The 20,073-nt window shown below is 69.7% G+C and carries 17 protein-coding genes; 11 read left to right on the plus strand and 6 right to left on the minus strand.

Features of this window, described 5'->3' with window-relative positions; translation table 11 throughout:
* Window positions 1–158: 158 nt before the first annotated feature.
* Window positions 159–455: a co-chaperone GroES gene (gene groES / locus NJ4_RS16015; protein ID WP_067437373.1), complete on the plus strand. Its 297-nt coding sequence runs from the start codon at window positions 159–161 to the stop codon at window positions 453–455.
* A gap of 168 nt (window positions 456–623) precedes the next feature.
* Complete coding sequence (gene groL / locus NJ4_RS16020; protein ID WP_067437376.1) at window positions 624–2,246, plus strand: chaperonin GroEL; 1,623 nt, start codon at window positions 624–626, stop codon at window positions 2,244–2,246.
* Between the two features lie 167 nt (window positions 2,247–2,413).
* On the opposite strand, the gene NJ4_RS16025 is transcribed toward groL, so the two are convergent.
* On the minus strand, window positions 2,414–3,949 hold the full coding sequence (locus NJ4_RS16025; RefSeq protein WP_067437379.1) for a hypothetical protein: 1,536 nt from the start codon (window positions 3,947–3,949) through the stop codon (window positions 2,414–2,416).
* Between the two features lie 73 nt (window positions 3,950–4,022).
* Entirely contained in the window at window positions 4,023–5,150 is a 1,128-nt protein-coding gene (locus NJ4_RS16030) for an exonuclease/endonuclease/phosphatase family protein (RefSeq protein ID WP_067437384.1), read from the minus strand.
* A gap of 193 nt (window positions 5,151–5,343) precedes the next feature.
* Here NJ4_RS16030 and NJ4_RS16035 point away from each other — a divergent pair, with 193 nt between their 5' ends.
* The 5 genes from NJ4_RS16035 (at window position 5,344) to NJ4_RS16055 (ending at window position 10,388) form a co-directional block, all read left to right on the plus strand.
* Window positions 5,344–6,246, plus strand: coding sequence for a GNAT family N-acetyltransferase (locus NJ4_RS16035; RefSeq protein ID WP_067437388.1), 903 nt, complete (start codon window positions 5,344–5,346; stop codon window positions 6,244–6,246).
* 3 nt (window positions 6,247–6,249) lie between these two features.
* The gene (gene guaB / locus NJ4_RS16040; protein ID WP_067437393.1) at window positions 6,250–7,779 is read left to right on the plus strand and encodes an IMP dehydrogenase; all 1,530 of its coding nucleotides are present in this window, start codon (window positions 6,250–6,252) and stop codon (window positions 7,777–7,779) included.
* A 129-nt stretch (window positions 7,780–7,908) separates the two neighbouring features.
* Window positions 7,909–8,412 (plus strand): hypothetical protein, encoded by a 504-nt coding sequence (locus tag NJ4_RS16045; RefSeq protein WP_067437397.1) that lies wholly within the window; start codon window positions 7,909–7,911, stop codon window positions 8,410–8,412.
* Complete coding sequence (locus NJ4_RS16050) at window positions 8,409–9,164, plus strand: DUF2510 domain-containing protein (RefSeq protein WP_067437401.1); 756 nt, start codon at window positions 8,409–8,411, stop codon at window positions 9,162–9,164. The genes NJ4_RS16045 and NJ4_RS16050 overlap by 4 nt, the downstream gene beginning before the upstream one ends.
* A 117-nt stretch (window positions 9,165–9,281) precedes the next feature.
* A complete protein-coding gene (locus NJ4_RS16055) occupies window positions 9,282–10,388 on the plus strand; it encodes a GuaB3 family IMP dehydrogenase-related protein (RefSeq protein WP_067437403.1) in 1,107 nt (368 codons plus the stop codon).
* A gap of 83 nt (window positions 10,389–10,471) precedes the next feature.
* Here NJ4_RS16055 and NJ4_RS16060 read toward each other — a convergent pair whose 3' ends face one another.
* Window positions 10,472–11,335: a DUF1707 SHOCT-like domain-containing protein gene (locus NJ4_RS16060; RefSeq protein WP_067437405.1), complete on the minus strand. Its 864-nt coding sequence runs from the start codon at window positions 11,333–11,335 to the stop codon at window positions 10,472–10,474.
* Window positions 11,332–12,180: a DUF1707 SHOCT-like domain-containing protein gene (locus NJ4_RS16065; RefSeq protein ID WP_067437408.1), complete on the minus strand. Its 849-nt coding sequence runs from the start codon at window positions 12,178–12,180 to the stop codon at window positions 11,332–11,334. Before NJ4_RS16065 ends, NJ4_RS16060 begins: the two co-directional genes overlap by 4 nt.
* Window positions 12,181–12,276: 96 nt before the next feature.
* On the opposite strand from NJ4_RS16065, the gene glpD reads away from it, so the two are divergent.
* The 4 genes from glpD to NJ4_RS16085 all read left to right on the plus strand — a co-directional run bounded on the left by glpD (window position 12,277) and on the right by NJ4_RS16085 (window position 18,459).
* Window positions 12,277–14,004: a glycerol-3-phosphate dehydrogenase gene (gene glpD, locus NJ4_RS16070; RefSeq protein ID WP_067437410.1), complete on the plus strand. Its 1,728-nt coding sequence runs from the start codon at window positions 12,277–12,279 to the stop codon at window positions 14,002–14,004.
* Between the two features lie 230 nt (window positions 14,005–14,234).
* Window positions 14,235–15,800 (plus strand): aldehyde dehydrogenase family protein, encoded by a 1,566-nt coding sequence (locus tag NJ4_RS16075; RefSeq protein WP_067437413.1) that lies wholly within the window; start codon window positions 14,235–14,237, stop codon window positions 15,798–15,800.
* Window positions 15,800–17,149 carry an acetyl ornithine aminotransferase family protein gene (locus NJ4_RS16080; RefSeq protein ID WP_067437415.1) on the plus strand — a complete coding sequence of 450 codons (1,350 nt, stop codon included), beginning with the start codon at window positions 15,800–15,802 and terminating at the stop codon, window positions 17,147–17,149. Before NJ4_RS16075 ends, NJ4_RS16080 begins: the two co-directional genes overlap by 1 nt.
* Window positions 17,146–18,459 carry an aminotransferase family protein gene (locus tag NJ4_RS16085; RefSeq protein ID WP_067437418.1) on the plus strand — a complete coding sequence of 438 codons (1,314 nt, stop codon included), beginning with the start codon at window positions 17,146–17,148 and terminating at the stop codon, window positions 18,457–18,459. Before NJ4_RS16080 ends, NJ4_RS16085 begins: the two co-directional genes overlap by 4 nt.
* A 108-nt stretch (window positions 18,460–18,567) precedes the next feature.
* Here the strand turns inward: NJ4_RS16085 and NJ4_RS16090 are convergent, their stop codons facing one another.
* Both NJ4_RS16090 and NJ4_RS16095 read right to left on the minus strand, forming a co-directional pair.
* Complete coding sequence (locus NJ4_RS16090; RefSeq protein ID WP_067437421.1) at window positions 18,568–19,101, minus strand: hypothetical protein; 534 nt, start codon at window positions 19,099–19,101, stop codon at window positions 18,568–18,570.
* Between the two features lie 10 nt (window positions 19,102–19,111).
* Entirely contained in the window at window positions 19,112–20,026 is a 915-nt protein-coding gene (locus tag NJ4_RS16095) for an SDR family NAD(P)-dependent oxidoreductase (RefSeq protein ID WP_245644594.1), read from the minus strand.
* Window positions 20,027–20,073 lie beyond the last annotated feature (47 nt).

A 20,073-nucleotide genomic window follows, 5' to 3' on the forward strand; every position in this document is an offset into this window, starting at 1 on the left:
TGTTCTGGCACTCTCACCATGAGGGTGCCAGCGCTTGCAACGAGTGCGACCCCCGCGACGGCGTACTCAACTGCAGGCTCAAACTTCCCGGGTGATCCCGCTGTGCGGGGTCCCTTCGCCCCCTGTTTCATCAAAGTGGAGAAAGTGGAGGTCGACACGTGTCGGTCAACATCAAGCCTCTCGAGGACCGCATCATCGTCAAGCAGCTCGAGGCGGAGCAGACCACGGCATCTGGCCTGGTCATCCCCGACACTGCCAAGGAGAAGCCCCAGGAGGGCGAGGTCGTGGCCGTGGGTCCCGGTCGCTTCAACGAGAACGGTGGAGAGCGCCTTCCGCTCGACATCGCTGTCGGCGACAAGGTCATCTACAGCAAGTACGGCGGCACCGAGGTCAAGTACGGCGGCGACGAGTTCCTGATCCTCTCCGCCCGCGACGTCCTCGCCATCATTTCCTGACGGCCTGACATCCCGGCTGCCGGCAGTCTCCTCGGTCGACGACCGCTCCGCTCCACAGGTCGCCGACCCTCGTCCGCCTCGGCAGTCGGACGCCAGCCCGCCAGGACCCATCCGGGCCCCTGGCGGGCTTCGCCATTTCACCCCTGATTTCCCCCTAGAGGAGAAGCAATGCCGAAGATTCTTCAGTTCGACGAGGACGGTCGCCGCTCGCTCGAGCGCGGCGTCGACAAGCTCGCCAACGCCGTCAAGGTGACGCTCGGCCCCAAGGGCCGCTACGTCGTCCTCGACAAGAAGTGGGGCGCCCCGACCATCACGAACGACGGTGTCACCGTCGCTCGTGAGATCGAGCTGGACGACCCGTTCGAAAACCTTGGTGCCCAGCTGACCAAGGAGGTCGCGACCAAGACCAACGACGTCGCCGGTGACGGTACGACGACCGCGACCGTGCTGGCCCAGGCGATGGTGCACGAAGGTCTGCGCGCCGTGGCCGCGGGTGCGAACCCGATGGGCCTCAAGCGCGGCATGGACGCTGCGGCCGAGGCCGTCGGCAATGCGCTGCGTGACGCGGCCCGTGAGGTGGAGTCCAAGGAGGACATGGCGTCCGTCGCCACGATCTCCTCGCGTGACGCCCACATCGGTGACCTGCTCGCCCAGGCCTTCGACAAGGTCGGCAAGGACGGTGTGATCACCGTCGACGAGTCCAACACGATGGGCACCGAGCTCGAGTTCACCGAGGGGATGCAGTTCGACAAGGGCTACATCTCGCAGTACTTCGTGACCGACCCCGAGCGCATGGAAGCCGTCCTCGAGGACCCCTACATCCTCCTGCACCAGGGCAAGATCTCCGCGATCGCGGACCTGCTGCCCCTGCTGGAGAAGGTCATCCAGGCCGGCAAGCCGCTGTTCATCCTCGCCGAGGACGTCGACGGCGAGGCGCTCTCGACCCTGGTCGTGAACAAGATCCGTGGCACCTTCAACGCGGTCGCCGTCAAGGCTCCCGCGTTCGGTGACCGTCGCAAGGCCATGCTCGAGGACATCGCGATCCTCACCGGTGGCCAGGTCGTCGCCCCCGAGATCGGCCTCAAGATCGACCAGGTCGGCCTCGAGGTGCTCGGTCAGGCTCGTCGCGTGGTGATCACCAAGGACAACACGACGATCATCGACGGTGCCGGCGAGACCGCTGCCGTCGAGGGCCGGGTCAACCAGATCAAGGCCGAGATCGAGAACTCCGACTCCGACTGGGACACCGAGAAGCTCCAGGAGCGTCTCGCGAAGCTGGCCGGTGGCGTGTGCGTGATCAAGGTCGGCGCCGCCACCGAGGTGGAGCTGAAGGAGAAGAAGCACCGCATCGAGGACGCCGTCTCCGCGACGCGTGCCGCGATCGAGGAGGGCATCGTCCCCGGCGGTGGCTCCGCCCTGATCCACGCGGTTGCCGTGCTGGACAAGGACCTCGGCCTCACCGGTGACGAGGCCGTCGGCGTGCGCATCGTGCGCAAGTCCGCCGACGAGCCGCTGCGCTGGATCGCCGAGAACGGCGGTGACAACGGCTACGTCGTCACCACCAAGGTTCGTGAGCTCGGTGTCGGCAACGGCTTCAACGCCGCCACCGGCGAGTACGGCGACCTGGTCGCCCAGGGCGTCCTCGACCCGGTCAAGGTGACCCGCTCCGCGCTGGTCAACGCCACCTCGATCGCGGGCATGCTGCTCACGACCGAGACGCTGATCGTCGAGAAGCCCGAGGAAGAGGACGACGCCCCGGCCGCTGGCCACGGGCACGGCCACGGTCACTGACCTGACGCAGCTCTGACCAGTTGGGCCCGGTTCCTCACGACGAGGAGCCGGGCCCTACTGCTGACCCGTCGTGAATTCGGGGTGACCCGTCGTGAGTTCGTCAATCCGGTCGAACTCACGACGGGTCACCCCGAACTGGCGACGGGTCACCCCGAACTGGCGACGGGTCACCAGCGCCAGGGACGCTCGCAGTCGGGGACGGGCAGGTCGCGGTCGACGCCCTTGTGCAGCCAGATCGGGTGGTCGCCGCACGCCTCACCGTGGCGCTCGTAGTGCTGGGCCAGCATCGCCTCGAGCGCCGGCTGGCCCACACCGTTCCACGAGTCGAAGTCGACCCAGCCGACGAACCAGGTCGGAGCCTTGTCGCTGTCCAGCAGCCCGATCAGCTCCTCGAGCTTGGGGTCGTTGCCGCGCATCGGCAGGCTCCACAGGTGCTCGTACGGCGAGCTCAGACCCGACGCGAACACGATGTCGGCACGGCCGCCGTACACCACGATCGTGTCGCCCGGCTCGGAGACGCGCTTGATCGCCTGCCCGGTGTAGATCTCGGTCGGCGGCTCGGCGCCCGAGGTGCTCTTCGCCACCCAGCCGACCGTCGAGACCAGGCACGACACAGCGGTCAGCGCGACCAGGAGCCGCGTGATCCGGCCGCGCAGCCCAGGGGCCCCGACAACCAGGGCGGCGCACAGCACGACGGTCGGCACGATGCCCAACAGGTAGGGCCGCCAGTAGCTGCCACCCAGAATCACGCCGGTTCCGTCGACCACGAGAACGGCGACGGCGGCCAGGGTGACCGCCGGATGCGTGCGCCACGCGTGCTTGATGTTGATCAGGAACCAGGCGACCACGAAGGCCATGCCGGTGGCGACGAAGATGATCGCCAACTGTCGCGCCCGGCCCAGCGGTGCCCCGGCCTCCTCGTTGGAGATCACGTCGAGAGCGTGCGAGCGGAACCCGTAGACGGCGTACCACAGCGTCTCGAGGTGTACGCCGGTCGCGAGGCACCAGCCGATCGTCAGTCCGAGAGGGATGGCGGCCCCGAGCAGCGCGGCGCCGGCCAGCCTGCCGAACGCCGGCCAGCTGATCTCCTTGCGCACCGCGGAGGTCAGCAGCACGACACCGCCGAAGGCGAGGCCGGTGGCCATGTTCTGCTTCAACCCGATCGCGAGCATGCCGAGCAGGCCGGCCCCGCCGGCCAGCAGCATCCCCTTGCGGGGTGAGGCGTCCAGCACCCGCAGCGCCTCCAGGGCCAGCCAGAAGCTGGTCACCACGATCGGGATGCCGAGGATCTCTCCCTTGGCCGCGACCGAGTCGATCATCGTGTTCGTGGTGACCGCGGCGGTCGCGACGGCCGTCCACCGCGCCGCCCGCTCGCCCGAGACGAGGTACGCCGTTCGTGCGGCCGCCACCACGAGCAGGGCGCAGCCGAGTGCCGCGATGACACGGATGAACAGCGGCCCGCCGATCCAGTCGGAGAGCTTGATCAGCGCGATCAGCGGCGGTGGACGGTCGACCCAGTAGGTGCCGTAGAGGCTGTCCGGCTGGGGGTGCCAGGCGCGGGCGACCAGGGTGAAACCGGCTTCGTCGGGGCGGATCGGCCACAGCATCCCGGGGAACCGGAGCAGCATGGCGAGCACGGCCACGCCGCCGACGAGTCGTTTGGTGCCGATCTCGGGCACGGTCCAGCGCGTCGGGCTCGTCATGGGGGACAGCCTGCCATTCGGGGAGGGTGGGGTGGGCGAGGTCCGGGCCGGGGTGGGCTGTGTCATCCGTCGCTCATCGATCCCTGACCGTGACGACCAGGCCGGCGTGGTCCGAGGGCCACAGGCCGGTCGCGGTGTCCCGGTCGTCCGTGGTGCCGCCCAGCACGGCCCCTTGTGTGATCGTGAAGCCCCGGCGTGCCCGGACGAAGACGAAGTCGAGCCGGTGATCCATCACCCCGGGTCGGGTGTCGCGCAGGCCGCTGGTCGTGCAACACGTGTGGCCGGGGCCGGCCTCCGGAAGCCGATGCCAGGCGTCGGCGAATCCCGCGCCGGTGATCGCGCGGTAGGGCATGGAACGGCGCCCGGCGTCCGGGTCGGTGTTGCAGTCGCAGACCACCACGACCGGTCCATGAGTGGCGGCCGGGCCGGTGACCAGCTCGCGGACCTGGTTGTTGCTGACCCGGGGGTCGCCCACCTCCAGGTGCGTGGCGATGAAGCGGAACCGATGGCCGGCGCGCTCGACGTCCACCCACGCATGGCCCCGGGTGAAGTCGACGACGCGACCCGGAAGATGCATCGTGCGCCGGGCGGTGAAATGCCCGCGGCCGCGGTCCACGACGGTGAGGTCGTCGCCCTGGCGCATCAGCACGACGTCGCGCAGGGTCAGGCGCACGTCCCGAGCCCCAGCTCGGCCCCGCGAGCCGTAGCTCGCGAACTCCATGTCCATCTCGGAGATCTGGTTGACCACCCGGTAGCGGTGCCCGGTCGCGGTCAGGTCGGCGAGGAGGATCTCGAGGAAGTCGAGGTCGACTGCGGTGGCATTGGGTACGCCGACCCGCCGGGTCTCGAGTGGCCCGCTGCGCCACAGGGCGACCTCCTGCAAACCCACCAGGTCGGGCTCGGCGGCGGCGATCTCGCCGGCGATGAGCCGCGCGCGGACCCGGTAGGCGGTCTTGTCGACGTTGTCCCGGGCCTCGTGCATGGCGTGGGCGGTGACGTCCACCTGCCGCCGCCTGGCCTCCGGTGCGGTCGCGGCGTCGAAGACCGGGAAGATGTTGGTGCCCAGAAAGACGTTGCGCGTCATCACGGTCAGGGGTGCACCGAACCCGTGGTGTGTGCGGTCGGCCCGGCTGGTCACCAGTGCGGACACGGTGACGAGCAGGGCAAGCGCGCCGGCGACGGCGACACGGATGATCGGCATGCGTGATTCCCCCCAAGAAAGCCCGCCCAAAGATAGTGGGTCGACCCGGCCGAATCCCAAGCGGGGCAGGGTTTTCCTGCCGGAAACACGAGCGCAGCAACCGGGCAACACCGGCGATCCATGCTGGACCCTCCGGGGCGCCCCGACGACGTGGCGCCCCGGATCCAGATCTCGAGAACCGAAGGGGACGCCCATGTTGTGGCGAGTTCGGATGACCCTGCCCGATCGGCCCGGAGCGCTCGCCCTGCTGGCTGCCAACTGCGGCACGTCCGGGGTGAACATCCTGGGGCTGCAGATATTTCCCGGCATCGAGTCGGTCACCGACGAGCTGGTGCTGCGGTGCCCCGAGCACTGGCGGCTGAGGGACATCGCCGAGCTCGTGGAGAGGTCCGGTGGAGAGTCGGTCTCCGGTGCGCGGTGCACCGAGCAGGCGCTCGCCGACCAGCCGGCGCGCTACGTGCAGGCGGCCCGGACGGTCCTGGCCCAGCCCGCGGCGTTCCCGGAGGTGGTGGCCCGGCTCTTCGACGCCGAGGCGGACCTGGTCGTCGATTCCCTGTCCGTGGTCCAGGACGTGATGGAGATGCAGGTCGGTGACGTGCTGGTCCAGGTGCGTCGTACGGCACCTTTCACCGCCACCGAGCACGCCCGCGGATCGGCGATGGCCGACCTGGTCAACGACGTGCTCAACCGCGGCCGACTCGAGCCCTCGCCGCTGCGGCCGGTGCCGAGCCGCCGACTGGGCAGGGGCGCCAGCCCTGGGTACGTCGTCGAGGAGGGGGTGGTCATGGCGCGCGTCGAGGGAACCGTCGTCGGCGTCGCGAGCCTGGGTGACGCCGACGCCGATGGGAGCACCCCGGTCAGCCTGAGGGTCGACCCTGCCTGGCAACGACGAGGGATCGGCACGAGGCTGTTGATCGACGTCGGGCGGTTGGCCAGCTCCCGTGGTGTGACCGAGCTCCTGCTGACCACGAGGGTCGACAACCAGGCGGTGCTCCCGATGGTGCTGGCGGCCGGACTCAAGGGTCGGATCAGGATGGCGGGCGACGCGTTGACGGTGCGGATCCCGGTGCACGAGCTCAAGCCGCTCCCGGCTTAGGCGATGCCGCAGACGTGTCGATACGATGGGGGAGTGGAGCTCCCAGACAAGTTTGCCGCCCTTGGACTGACCTACGACGACGTGCTGCTGCTGCCGGGAGAGTCCGACATGGCTCCCTCCGACATCGACACCACGTCGCGACTCACTCGCGAGATCTCGCTGAAGGTGCCGTTGATCTCCGCGGCCATGGACACCGTCACCGAGTCCCGCATGGCGATTGCGATGGCCCGCGAGGGTGGCATCGGCGTGCTGCACCGCAACCTGTCGCTGCAGGACCAGGCCTACCAGGTCGACCTGGTCAAGCGCACCCAGACCGGCATCATCTCCAACCCGATCACCATCGGACCTGACGCGACGCTCGAGGAGCTCGACCGCATCTGCGGTGAGTACCGCGTCTCCGGGCTGCCCGTGGTCGACACCGACAACAAGCTGCTCGGCATCATTACCAACCGCGACCTGCGATTCACCCCGGTCGCGGAGTGGGCCACCACCAAGGTCGACGAGGTGATGACCACCAGCCCGCTGTTCACCGGACCGGTCGGCATCTCGCGTGAGGACGCCACCGCACTGCTCCGCCAGAACAAGCGCGAGCGGCTGCCCCTGGTCGACGAGGACGGCCGCCTGGGCGGGCTGATCACGGTCAAGGACTTCGTGAAGTCCGAGCAGTTCCCCAACGCCTCCAAGGACGCCGACGGCCGCCTGATGGTGGGCGCCGCGATCGGCTACTTCGGTGACGCCTGGGAGCGGGCCACCACGCTGATCGACGCCGGTGTCGACGTACTCGTCGCCGACACCGCCCACGGTCACGTGCAGCTCCTGCTCGACATGGTCCGCCGGCTCAAGACCGACCCGGCCACCAAGCACGTGCAGGTGATCGGTGGCAACGTCGCCACCCGCGCAGGCGCCCAGGCGTTCGTCGACGCTGGTGCCGACGCGGTCAAGGTCGGCTTCGGCCCCGGCTCCATCTGCACGACGCGGGTGGTCACCGGGTGTGGCGTTCCCCAGGTGACTGCGGTCTACGAGGCCTCCCTGGCCTGTGCCCCGGCCGGCGTACCCGTGATCGCCGACGGCGGGCTCCAGCAGTCCGGCGACATCGCCAAGGCGATCGTGGCTGGCGCCGAGACCGTGATGCTCGGCTCCCTGCTGGCCGGTTGCGAGGAGTCCCCGGGCGAGCTGGTCTTCGTCAACGGCAAGCAGTTCAAGGCCTACCGCGGCATGGGATCGCTCGGCGCGATGAGCAGCCGCGGCAAGAAGTCCTACTCCAAGGACCGCTACTTCCAGGCCGAGGTCACCAGCGACGACAAGATCGTGCCCGAGGGCGTCGAGGGCCAGGTCGCCTACCGCGGCCCCCTCTCCGCGGTCGCGCACCAGCTGGTCGGTGGGCTCAACCAGTCGATGTTCTACATCGGTGCGCGCACCATCCCCGAGCTTCAGCAGAACGGCAAGTTCGTGCGGATCACCTCGGCCTCGCTCAAGGAGAGCCACCCGCACGACATCCAGATGACGGTCGAGTCGCCCAACTACAACAGCTGACCCGTTCCGGTCGCGAGCCGTGGATTGTTGTCGCGCCAACGGGGCATGCTTGATGCCCGAACCGGGAATTCTTGACGTCGGGGAGTGATGATGGGCTCGGGAACACGCACAACGACCGCAGGCATCGGGGTGGCAGCCCTGGTGGCCTGCCTGGTCACGGGGTTCGTCCTCGACGGTCAGGAACCTGAGGGCCTGGCCGCACCCACCGGGGGCAGCATCGGCTCGGGCAGCAAGGACCCCACGGGCGGGGACGGATCGTCGAGTTCAGACAGCGGTGACGCCGAAGGTGCCGAGCTGGTGGCCGACTACAAGTTGGTGTTCCCGCTCCCCGCCGGTGCGGTGTCCTACACCCCCGACTCGCCTCTGCCGGACCACGACTACTACCGGCTTGCCGGCAACCGGGACTCTGCGGCGGCGCTGAAGGAGAAGCTCGTCAGCGACCTGACCGATCTCGGCTATGAGTGGGACCACGACGTGGCGCAGCGCTCCGGGCCCGAGCCGCTGACCGAGACCGCCTGGAACGGCCAGGTGCACAAGGGGGACGAGCTCATCGGCGACATCCGGGTCGAGCTGTTCGAGGAGCAGGTCACGAACGAGGCTGACTACATCATGATCCAGGTGGGGTACCGGTGAACGGCGGATGGTTCCCCGACCCGTCGGGTCGCTTCGGGCAGCGGTGGTACGACGGTCACTCCTGGACTGAGCGCGTGGTGGGTGCCAACGGCGCCGTGCTGAGCGACCCCATTCCCGAGGGGACCGAGCCGTTCGCTCCGCCGGTGGCGCAGCGGATCGAACCGTCGGCTCCGCACCAGCCCGCAGCGCAGGCCTCTCTCGCCACGCATTCACACCAGCCGCCTGAGCCCGTCGGATCACACCCGGCGCCAGACCACGCGCAGTCGTCGTACGCACCAGCGGCGGGGTCACGGCCGCGGCGCGGAGCTCCCGGCCTGCTGCTCGGTCTCGGCCTGATCGGGGTGCTCATGTCTGTGCTGAGCCTCTTCGTGCTGGCGTGGGCCGATGTCGACGAGGGCCGGGCCATCGACATCACCTCCAACCTGGCGGACAACGACGTCAGCGCCGACGACGCGGGCCTGCTGCTGTGGAGCTTCTTCACCTTCGGCGCCTACCTGGCGCTGGCGGTCGTGCTGGTCGGCGTCGTCCTCGCGGGGGTTCCTCTTGCGGGTCGGTCCGGTGGTTGGCAGCGGATCGTCGGCGCCACCCTGGCCGGACTCGCCGCGCTCTACCAGACGGCAGCGGTCGCGAAGATCTTCGCCGGCGAGGCCTCGCCCGAGATCGGCGCCTGGGTCGGCGTGGCCGGCTACTTCGTGGTGATCGTCGCGATGGTCGTCGGCGGTCACCTGCGCCGCCCCCCGCCGCCCCGCTGACCCACGAGTCGTGCGTTGTGGTGCCTCGAGTTGTGGGTTCTCGCGCGCCGAGTCGTGCGTTGTCGTGCGTGCAGTGGGCAATTCTCGTCCGCGCCGGCAACGGATAGGCTGACCCGCGTGACTGAGATCGAGATCGGCAAGGCCAAGCGTGCCCGGCGCGCGTACTCCTTCGATGACATCGCCATCGTGCCCTCGCGGCGCACGCGCGACCCCGAAGAGGTCAGCGTCGCCTGGCAGATCGACGCCTACCGCTTCGAGCTGCCGGTCCTCGCCGCACCGATGGACTCGGTGATGTCGCCCGAGACCGCGATCGCGTTCGGCAAGCACGGCGGCCTGGGCGTGCTCGACCTCGAAGGCCTCTGGACCAGGTACGACGACCCGACGCCGCTGCTCGACGAGGTGGCGGGGCTGCGTGGCATTCGGGCCACCCAGCGCATGCAGGAGATCTACGCCGAGCCGGTCAGGGCCGAGCTGATCACCGCCCGGCTCAAGCAGATGCGTGAGTCCGGCGTGACGGTCGCGGGCTCGCTCTCACCGCAGCGGACCAAGGAGTTCGCCAAGACCGTGGTCGACGCGGGCGTCGACATGTTCGTCATCCGCGGCACGACGGTCTCGGCCGAGCACGTCTCCAGCCAGGCCGAGCCGCTCAACCTCAAGGAGTTCATCTACGAGCTCGACGTGCCGGTGATCGTGGGTGGGTGTGCGACCTACCAGGCCGCGCTGCACCTCATGCGCACCGGCGCGGCCGGCGTACTCGTCGGCTTCGGCGGCGGCGCGGCCCACACCACCCGCACCGTGCTCGGGGTGGCGGTGCCGATGGCCTCCGCGGTCGCCGACGTGGCTGCCGCCCGTCGTGACTACATGGACGAGTCCGGTGGCCGCTACGTGCACGTCATCGCCGACGGCTCGATCGGTCGTTCGGGTGATGTCGCCAAGGCGATCGCCTGCGGCGCCGACGCGGTCATGGTCGGATCGCCGTTCGCCCGCGCCGACGATGCACCGGGCCGCGGGTTCCACTGGGGTGCCGAGGCCTGGCACGGCAAGCTGCCGCGGGGCGAACGCGTCGAGTTCGGCACGATCGGCTCGCTCGAGGAGATCCTGTTCGGTCCGTCGCGAGTCGCCGACGGCACGATGAACCTGATCGGTGCGCTGAAGCGCTCGATGGCCACCACCGGCTACACGGAGCTCAAGGAGTTCCAGCGGGTCGAGGTCGTCGTCGAGTGACTCGGGTTCTCCCGTGACACTGGCGCTCACCGCTGTGCACCGCATCCCAGTCACCCGCTGCGAGCAGGACGGTGCACCAGCGGTCACTCAGTGCAGGGGAGGTTGTCCTGCAGCACCTTGCCGGACATCGTGGTCCACCAGATCAGGCACGACGTCGTGAACTTGTCGCCTGCGGCGACTGCCACCCCGGGCCTCCCACCGATGAGGATGACCGAGGTGCCGCGGGTCGGGAAGGTCGTGCGCCAGGTGGCTCGCTCCACGGCCGCGAGGTTGTCGAACATCGCGTCGATGTCGAGGTCGGCCAGGTCGACCGAGCCCGGCGGGAACTCGCGGTCGATGACCCCGTCGGCGGCACCGTCGGAGTAGCTGCCGGCGTCGACGAAGTGTCCGTCCACGAACTGCCAGTGCTGGGGTCCGTCGGGGCTCCGCCGCGCGACATTCACCTGACCGGCCTTGAACCCGAAGGCAACGGCCTCGGTCGTGCCGAACTGCTTGCGATAGATCTTCACGAAGTTGCGTACTCCCCTGCGGGTGAAGGAGTACTCCAACGGTGCCTTCTCCACGACGGGAGGGTCGGCCACCTCGACCGGTTCCTCGACCGGGTCCTGTTCGACCGCCGGAGCGGCCCGGTCCTGCCGGGGCGGCTCGGGCTTCTCGTCGTCGCCGCCGAAGATCGCGTACGCGCCGATGCCGAGCAGCAGCACCAGCGCCGCGACCAGTGCGGAGCGCCGCCGGCGCACGACGGCGGCGACCGGAGCGGCGACTTCCTGCAGGTCGGTGGTGAGCGCCTGCAGCTCACCCAGCGTGGTGGCGGTGAGTGCTCGGTGGGTGCGGTGCTCCCGCTCGGTCGGGCTCAGCTGTCCGTCGGCGTACGCCGTGTCGATCAGCTCCACCATGGCGGTGCGATCGCTGTCCTTGGCCCGCTGGCCCTCATGTGCCGGGTTCACTGGCGGCCGATCACGAAGGGACGGCTCTCGGTCATGCGGCCGTCGAAGGTGATGGTGCGCCAACCGGTGTCGCCGTACGAGTTTCCTGCGCGGATCTCGATGAGCTGAGGGGAGTCCCCGATGTGAGGGCCGATGAAGACGTCGATGTCGGGATTGTCGACACCGAGGTACTTCCGGCTGTGCGCGACCTCGGCGAGCAGCCGGTCCAGGTCGATGAGGGACAGGTCCGCCTGCGCGTAGCCGAACGGGTCGTGCGAGGCCGAGATGATCGACTGCTCGAAGCCACGGTCGGGATACCAGTCCCAGTTCTGCAGCACGTCGGGGCGCTCGCTGCTGACCGGGCGCTTGAAGTGGACGAACCCGCCCTGGCGGAACCCGGCATCGAGGATGATCGTGTCATCGAAGTTCTCCTGGTACTCGGTGAGGAAGTCCTGGAACCAGACCTTGGAGAGCGCATCGGGGACGAACTCGACTGGCTCGGCGATCTCGGGCGGCTCGACCGGAGCCACGTAGGGGGCCGCGGCCGCCGGCTCCTTGGCGGGTTCGTCGCCGCCCGAGAAGACGATCCACGCCCCGGTGCCGACCAGCACGAGCACGGCTGCTGCCATGGCGACCAGCGGCAGTCTCGAGCTGGGTGCCGGCGGGCGGGGGACCACGTCGTGGCCCTGGAGGTCGCGCACCAGCACGTCGAGGTCGTCGAGGGTGCGTGCACTCAGTGCCCGGGAGACACGCAGCTCACGGTCGGTCTCGGAGAGCTGCCCGTCGACGTACGCCTGACCGAGCACGTCAACCACGCGATCGCGATCGGCGTCGCGTGCCCGGACCGTGCCGTTGCCCCCTGTCATGGGGAGACAATACTTGGCAAGGGCAGGCGCGTGGCGCATGCGTACGCCGAGTGACCGCCCGCGGGCCTGCCACTGCAGCCCTGACACACTGGCCGCATGAGCCAGCCGAGCGCCCTCAGCCCCCAGTCCCGGACCGATGCCCTGCAAGCCCTGGTCGCCACCGCCGACCACGGTGGTGAGCTCGATGTGCTCGTCGTGGGTGGGGGAGTGGTCGGTGCCGGCACCGCGCTCGACGCGGTCACCCGTGGCCTCTCGACCGGACTGATCGAGCAGCGCGACTTCGCCTCAGGCACGTCGAGCCGCAGCAGCAAGCTGATCCACGGCGGCCTGCGCTACCTGGAGATGTTCGACTTCGGGTTGGTCCGCGAGGCGCTCGAGGAGCGCGGGCTCCTGCTCACCCGTCTCGCCCCTCACCTGGTCCGACCGGTGCCGTTCCTCTACCCACTGCACAAGACCCTCGAGCGGCCGTACGTCGGCGCCGGGCTGGTGCTCTACGACGCGATGGCGATGGCCGGCAAGTACGACATGGGCGTGCCGAAGCACAAGCACCTGTTCCGTCGCCAGGTCGCCCGCATCGCACCCGACCTCAAGACCGAGGAGCTGACCGGCGCGATCCGCTACTACGACTGCCAGGTCGACGACGCCAGGCTGGTGATGACGATCGCCCGCACCGCGGCCACGCACGGTGCCCACGTGGCCACCCGCACCAAGGTGATCGGCTTCGTGCGCGAGGGCGAGCGGGTGGTCGGCGTCCGCGCGATCGACCTCGAGACCGGGCGCGAGTTCGAGGTGCGTGCCAGGGTCGTGGTCAACGCAGCGGGTGTGTGGACCGACGAGATCCAGGAGATGGTCGGCGGCCGTGGATCGCTCAACGTCCAGGCCAGCAAGGGGATCCACCTTGTCGTGCCGCGTGACCGGATCCGGTCCGAGGCCGGCTTCATCACCAAGACCGAGAAGTCGGTGCTGTTCGTCATCCCGTGGGGACGGCACTGGATCATCGGCACCACCGACACCGCCTGGGACCTCGACAAGGCGCACCCGGCGGCGTCGAAGGCCGACATCGACTACCTGTTGACCCACGTCAACAAGATCCTTCGCGAGCCGCTCGACCACGACGACGTCGAGGGCGTGTACGCCGGCCTGCGGCCGCTGTTGAAGGGCGAGTCCGAGCCGACGTCGCGGATCTCTCGCGAGCACACCGTGGTCACTCCGGTGCCGGGGCTGGTGATGATTGCCGGCGGCAAGCTCACGACGTACCGGGTGATGGCCCGCGACGCGATCGAGGCGGCAGCGCACTCGCTGAAGACGACGGTGAACCTGACCGTGCGCGACTCGATCACCGACCGGGTGCCTCTGGTCGGGGCCGACGGGTTCGAGACCCGCTCGAACCAGCGCGTGCTGCTGGCTCGCCGCAGCGGGCTCCACGTGGCGCGCATCGACCACCTCCTCGGCAGGTACGGCGACCTGGTCGACGAGGTGCTGGCCCTGCTCGCTGAGCGTCCCGAGCTGCGCATGCCGCTCGAGGGCGCCGAGGACCATCTCGCCGCCGAGGTGGTCTACGCAGTGACCCACGAGGGCGCCCAGCACCTCGACGACGTGCTGACCCGGCGGACCCGCATCTCCATCGAGATGTTCGACCGGGGCGTCGCGACCGCTCCGACGGTGGCCGCGTTGATGGGCGGCGAGCTCGGCTGGGACGACGCCCGCATCGCGGAGGAGGTCGACCACTACCTGCGACGGGTGGAGGCCGAGCGGCAGAGCCAGGCCAAGCTCACCGACCAGGAGGCTGACGAGGCCCGGGTGCAGGTCAAGGACATCGTCTGACCCTGCCGGATTCCCCGGTGCACCCGGGAAACCGGCGGCCGAGGGGGAACCGGCGAGGGGCGGGTCAAGTTCACGTCACGAACGAATAAATCCTTTCGTGTGTCCTCTGGCACGTAAATTCTTTCGTTGCTAGCCTGATTGAACAAGGAATCTCCGACAGGAGGCCTGTTCGTCGCTGCGTACGCATCGCCGCGACGGACACCACCCAGCACCCATCTGGAGGAACCACCATGGCGTCGCGCTTCCGCGTCACATATGCCACTCTCTCTGCCGACAACGACGACCTGCACGCCGCCTACGAACAGGGCCTGGAGACCGCACGATCCTGGTTCGGCCAGACCTTGCCGACCTACGTCGGCGGTGAGGCGCGCACGACCGGCGAGCTCTTCGACGTGGTCAGCCCGGTCGACACCTCGGTCGTGCTCTGCCGCGTGCACACGGCGACCGCGGCCGACGTGGACGACGCGGTGGCCGCCGCCAAGGCCGCCGGGCCCTCGTGGGCCAACACGCCGTGGCGCGAGCGCGTGGCCATCCTGCGTCGCGCCGGCGACCTGATCAGCGAGCGCTCCAACGAGCTGGCCGCCCTGATGAGCATGGAGGTCGGCAAGAACCGTCTCGAGGCGCTCGGCGACGTCGAGGAGTCCGCGGTCTTCTTCCGCTACTACTCCGACATGATGGAGAAGCACGACGGCTTCGACGTCGCGATGGACTCCATCGTCGACGCCGAGAGCAACCGCAGCGTCATGCGCCCCTACGGCGTGTGGGGCGTGATCAGCCCGTTCAACTTCCCCATGGCGCTGGCCGCCGGCCCGACCGCCGGCGCCCTGGTCGCCGGCAACACGGTCGTGCTCAAGCCCAGCCCGCAGGGCAGCTTCTCCGCGATCAAGTTCTACGAGTGCCTGCGTGACGCCGGCCTGCCCGCCGGGGTGCTGCACGTGGTGCCCGGTGGTGACGAGATCGGCAAGGCCGTCGTCGCGCACCAGGACGTCGCCGGCCTGACCTTCACCGGCTCCTACGAGGTCGGCATGTCGATCTACCGGCAGTTCGCCACGGCGTACCCGAAGCCGGTCGTGTGCGAGATGGGCGGCAAGAACCCGACCATCGTCTCCCGCAAGGCCGACATCGAGCAGGCTGCTGCCGGCATCGCCCGCTCTGCCTTCGGGTTCTCCGGCCAGAAGTGCTCCGCCTGCTCCCGGGTGTACGTCGAACGCGAGGCTTACGAGCCGTTGATCGCGGCCCTGGCCGAGAAGGCGACGGCGCTGGCGCTCGGCAACCCGACCGACCGCGACGTGTTCCTCGGGCCGGTGATCGACGAGGCCGCAGTGGCTCGGTTCACCGAGGCCGTCGAGCATGCCCGCAGCAACGGCCGCGTGGTGACCGGTGGTGACGTGGTCGGCAAGAGCCCCGCCGGAGCCGTGGGTCACTACCTCGCGCCGACCGTGGTGACCGACCTGCCCACCGACGACCGGCTGTTCCGCGAGGAGCTCTTCGTGCCGTTCGTGGCGGTGGCACCGGTCGACTCCGTCGACGAGGGCCTGGCCCTGGCCAACGACACCGACCTGGGCCTGACGGCCGGGTTCTTCTCCACCGACGACTCCGAGGTCCAGCAGTTCCTCGACACGATCGAGGCCGGTGTCGTCTACGTGAACCGCGCCGCGGGGGCAACGACCGGCGCCTGGCCCGGCGTCCAGCCGTTCGGCGGCTGGAAGGGCTCCGGCACCGCCGGCAAGGCCGGTGGCGGGCACTACTACGTGCAGCAATTCCTTCGTGAACAATCCAGAACGGTGGTCTCTTGATGACGCAGGTGGCAACGAACCCGACGTGGCTGGGCGACCGGCCGGTGCCCGACATCCGCACGGCCCTGCCCGGGCCCGAGGGTCAGAAGGTGCTCGACCGGGACGGCGGCGTGACCAGTCCGTCGCTGCCGCGGGCCTACCCGTTGGTGCCGGCGCGGGGCCACGGGGCGGTCATCGAGGACCCCGACGGCAACCTCTTCCTCGACTTCAACGCCGGCATCGCGGTGAACTCCACCGGCCACTGCCACCCGCGCGTGGTGGAGGCGGTGCAGGCCCAGGCCGCTGAGCTGCTGCACTACTCGGCCAGCGACTTCTACCTCCCGATCTACTCCCAGATGTGCGAGGCGCTGGCCCGCACCCTGCCGATCTCGGGTCCGAAGCGGGTCTTCCTGACCAACTCCGGCGCCGAGGCCGTCGAGGGCTCGATCAAGCTCGCCCGCTACGCCACGGGTCGCCCCTACGTGATCAGCTTCTACGGCGCGTTCCACGGCCGCACCTACGGAGCGGTGAGCCTGACCGCCTCGAAGGCGAAGTACCACCAGGGCTTCGGGCCGTTGCTGCCCGGCGTGCTGCACGCGCCGTACGCCTTCAGCGAGCGCGACCCCGAGACCGGCGCCCGGGTGCACGACGAGGACGCGACTTTCGACTACCTCGAGAACACCCTGTTCCGCTACGAGGTGCCGCCGACCGAGGTGGCCGCGATCTTCCTCGAGCCGGTGCAGGGCGAGGGCGGCTACATCGTGCCGCCCGCCTCGTGGGTGCAGCGGCTGCGTGACCTGTGCGACCGCCACGGCATCCTGCTGGTCGCCGACGAGGTGCAGTCCGGGATGGGCCGCACCGGCAAGATGTGGGCGATCGAGCTGGCCGACGTCGAGCCGGACATCATCATCAGCGCCAAGGGCATCGCATCGGGTCTGCCGCTCGGCGCGTTCGCGGCGAAGGCCGAGCTGATGGAGAAGTGGGGCGCCGGGGCACACGGGTCGACGTACGGCGGCAGCCCGGTGGCCTGCGCCGCCGGCCTGGCCACCCTCGAGACGATTCAGACCGAGGGCCTGGTCGAGAACGCCACCAAGATCGGCGAGGAGCTCGTGCCGGGGCTCAAGGACCTGCAGTCCAGGTTCCCGAAGATGATCACCGACGTGCGCGGGGTCGGGCTGATGCTCGGCGTCGAGTTCCGCACGCCCGAGCAGGCTGCGGCCGTGCAGCAGCGTGCCTTCGAACAGGGCCTGCTGGTGCTGGAGTGCGGTGAGAGCACGATCCGGATGTCGCCCCCACTGGTGGTCACGCCCGAGCAGGCACAGGTCGCGCTGCGGATCTTCGGCGACTCGGTGGCCGCGGTCGCGGAGTGAGCAAGCACGTCTTCTCGCGCGGCGGTGACCGACTCCCGGTCGCCGCCCGCGGGAGCGGCGCGGAGATCTTCGACACCGACGGTCGCCGCTACCTCGACGGCTCCGGCGGCGCCATCGTGGTCGGCATCGGCCACGGCGTGACCGAGGTCGCCGACGCGATCGCCGACCAGGCCCGCTCCATCGCCTACGTGCACGGGTCGGCGTTCACCTCCGGCTCCCTGGAGGCGTACGCCGAGGAGCTGGCGCCGCTGCTGCCGATGGACGACCCGCACGTCTACCCGGTCTCCGGCGGAAGCGAGGCGGTCGAGACCGCGTTGAAGATGGCCCGGGCCTTTCACCTGGCGCGCGGTGAGGACCGGCACGTCATCATCGGACGAGCCGGCGCCTATCACGGCAACACTCGCGGAGCCCTCGACGTCTCCGGCCGACCGGCGCTGCGTGCGCCGTACCTCCCGTGGCTGGGCGCGGCCGAGCACACCACCACGCCGTACGAGTTCCGCTGCCCGTTCCCCGACAGCCATCCCGACGCCTGCGGGCCCCGGCACGCCGACGCGCTCGACGCGCTGATCGAGCAGACCGGCCCCGGCCAGGTGGCTGCGTTCATCGCCGAGCCGATCTCCGGTGCTGCCCTGGGGGGCTGCGTGCCGCCGTCGGACTACTGGCCGGCGATCGCGGAGGTGTGCCGTCGCCACGGCGTGCTGCTGATCGCCGACGAGGTGATGACCGGCTTCGGCCGCACCGGCGCCTGGTTCGGCAGCGACCATTTCGGGCTGCGCCCGGACCTGATGGTGCTGGCCAAGGGTGCCGCGTCGGGCTACTGGCCGCTGGGTCTGGCGGTCGCCTCGGGTCACGTCCACGACGAGCTGATCAGCGGCGGGTTCACGCACGGATTCACCTACTCCCACCACGTGGTCGGGGCGGCCGCCGGACGCGCCGTGCTCGCTCACCTGCGTGAGCACGACCTGGTGAGAGCGTCGGCGGAGCGCGGCGACCAGCTCGACACCGCCCTGCGCACGAAGCTGGGGGAGCATCCGTCGGTGGGGGACATTCGTGGACTCGGCCTGCTGCGTGGCATCGAGCTCGTCGCCGACCGCCGTACGGCGCAGCCGTTCGCCAGGTCCGAGCGCGTGATCGAGCGCGTCGTCGTGGCCGGAAAGGAGCGCGGTGTGCTGCTCTACCCGTCGACCGGGTGTGCGAACGGCACCGACGGTGACCTCGTGGTGCTCGGGCCGCCCCTGGTGGTCACGCCCGCTCAGACCGAGGAGCTCGCCTCACTCACCGCAGCCGCGATCCGGGACGTCCTCGGCTGATCGACCCGTCGTGAATTCGAGAGGATGGCCCGAACTGGCGACGGGTCGACCCGAACTGGCGACGGGTCGAACCGAACTGGCGACGGGTCGAACCGAACTGGCGACGGGTCAGCGCCAGTGGTCGCGCAGGTGTGCCGAACCCGAGGGGCCGTGGACGACGTGGAGCTCCGGGTCGCGCACCCACAGATTGCGAACCGTGGTCAAGACGAGAAGCCCGAACAGGGCGACGCCGGCGACGTAGTGGATCATCGCCGATCCGGCCTGCTCGGAGGACTCGTCCGAGCCCCGGGCGATCAGGGAGACCAAGACGGGCGCCAGCGAGCCGACCGCCATCAGCCAGAACGACACGACTCCGGCACGCACCGCGAATCGGCCCTGCCCGCGGTCGAAGGCGACGATGCAGACCATCACCGCGATCGCCGTGGCGATCACCAGACCGAGGAAGCCGGCTGCGATCACCTTCTGCGCGCCGCCTTCGTCGAAGAGACCCACGGTGGTCACGACGGAGTAGTCCGTGCCCTTCTCCGTGTAGTAGGTGCGGAACGCCCCCAGGCACAGGAACACCGCGGCGGCGGCGCTGAGGACCTTGACGGCATAGCCCTCGAGGCGGTCGATTCGGTCGGCTAGCTGCTGGTCGTCCATGCGCTCGGTTCTACCGCATCCGGTCACTGGAGGTGGTGGCCCGGGCTGCGTCGGAGTCGGGGAACCGGCGGTCGGAGGAGGCGAAGAGCAGGTCGGAGAGCCGCGGCGCCACCAGGTTGACCACCTCCGCAACGGCACCGGGGATCGTGCCGACAGTCAGTGGCCGGTCCTCCAGGGCGTGGACCACCTTCGTCGCCGCACGCTCGGGGGAGAGGGCCGGCAGCTTCGCGTAGGCATCGGTGGGCGCCACCATCGAGGTGCGCACCAGCGCGAACCGCATGTTCGTGAACGTGACGCCATCGGCCCAGGCCTCCCGCCCCGCGATCCGGGAGAACGTGTCGAGGGCCGTCTTCGAGGCGATGTAGGCGGCGTACTTGGGGGCCTTCACCTGGGTTCCCCAGGTGCCGACGTTGACCACGTGCCCGAACCCCTGCTCGCGCATCGTCGGCAGCAGGCCGAGGACCAGCCGCACCGGCGCGAAGTAGTTGATCGCCATCGTGCGCTCGAAGTCGTGGGCCCGGTCGTAGGAGAGCGCCAGCGAGCGGCGGATCGAGCGCCCGGCGTTGTTGACCAGGTAGTGGACCTCGTCGTGGTCGGCCAGCACCCGCGCGACGAGCTCGTCCACGGCCGCGGCGTCGCTGAGGTCGGCGGTGTACGTCGAGGCGCTGCCACCGTCGGCCCGGATCGCGGCGGCGACCCGGTCGAGCTCGTCGGAACGCCGGGCCACCAGGAGCACGTGTCCGCCACGGCGTGCGACGGCGTACGCCGTGGCCTCTCCGATACCTGAGGAGGCACCCGTGATCAGCACGGTCCGGTCGGCGAGCGGGCTGGCCGCCAGGTCGGAGGCGGGCGCCAGCCGGGCGGCGATCGGACGGATCACCTGGCGTCGGATGCGGGCGACTGGGGTCAGGAACAGCGCGGTCACACCCGACACCGTACGGCGCCCGCGCGGGCTGCGAGCCCGTCGGATGT

Origin of the sequence: Nocardioides jensenii JCM 1364 = NBRC 14755 (assembly GCF_001552535.1) — a bacterium.
GTDB lineage: Bacteria > Actinomycetota > Actinomycetes > Propionibacteriales > Nocardioidaceae > Nocardioides > Nocardioides jensenii.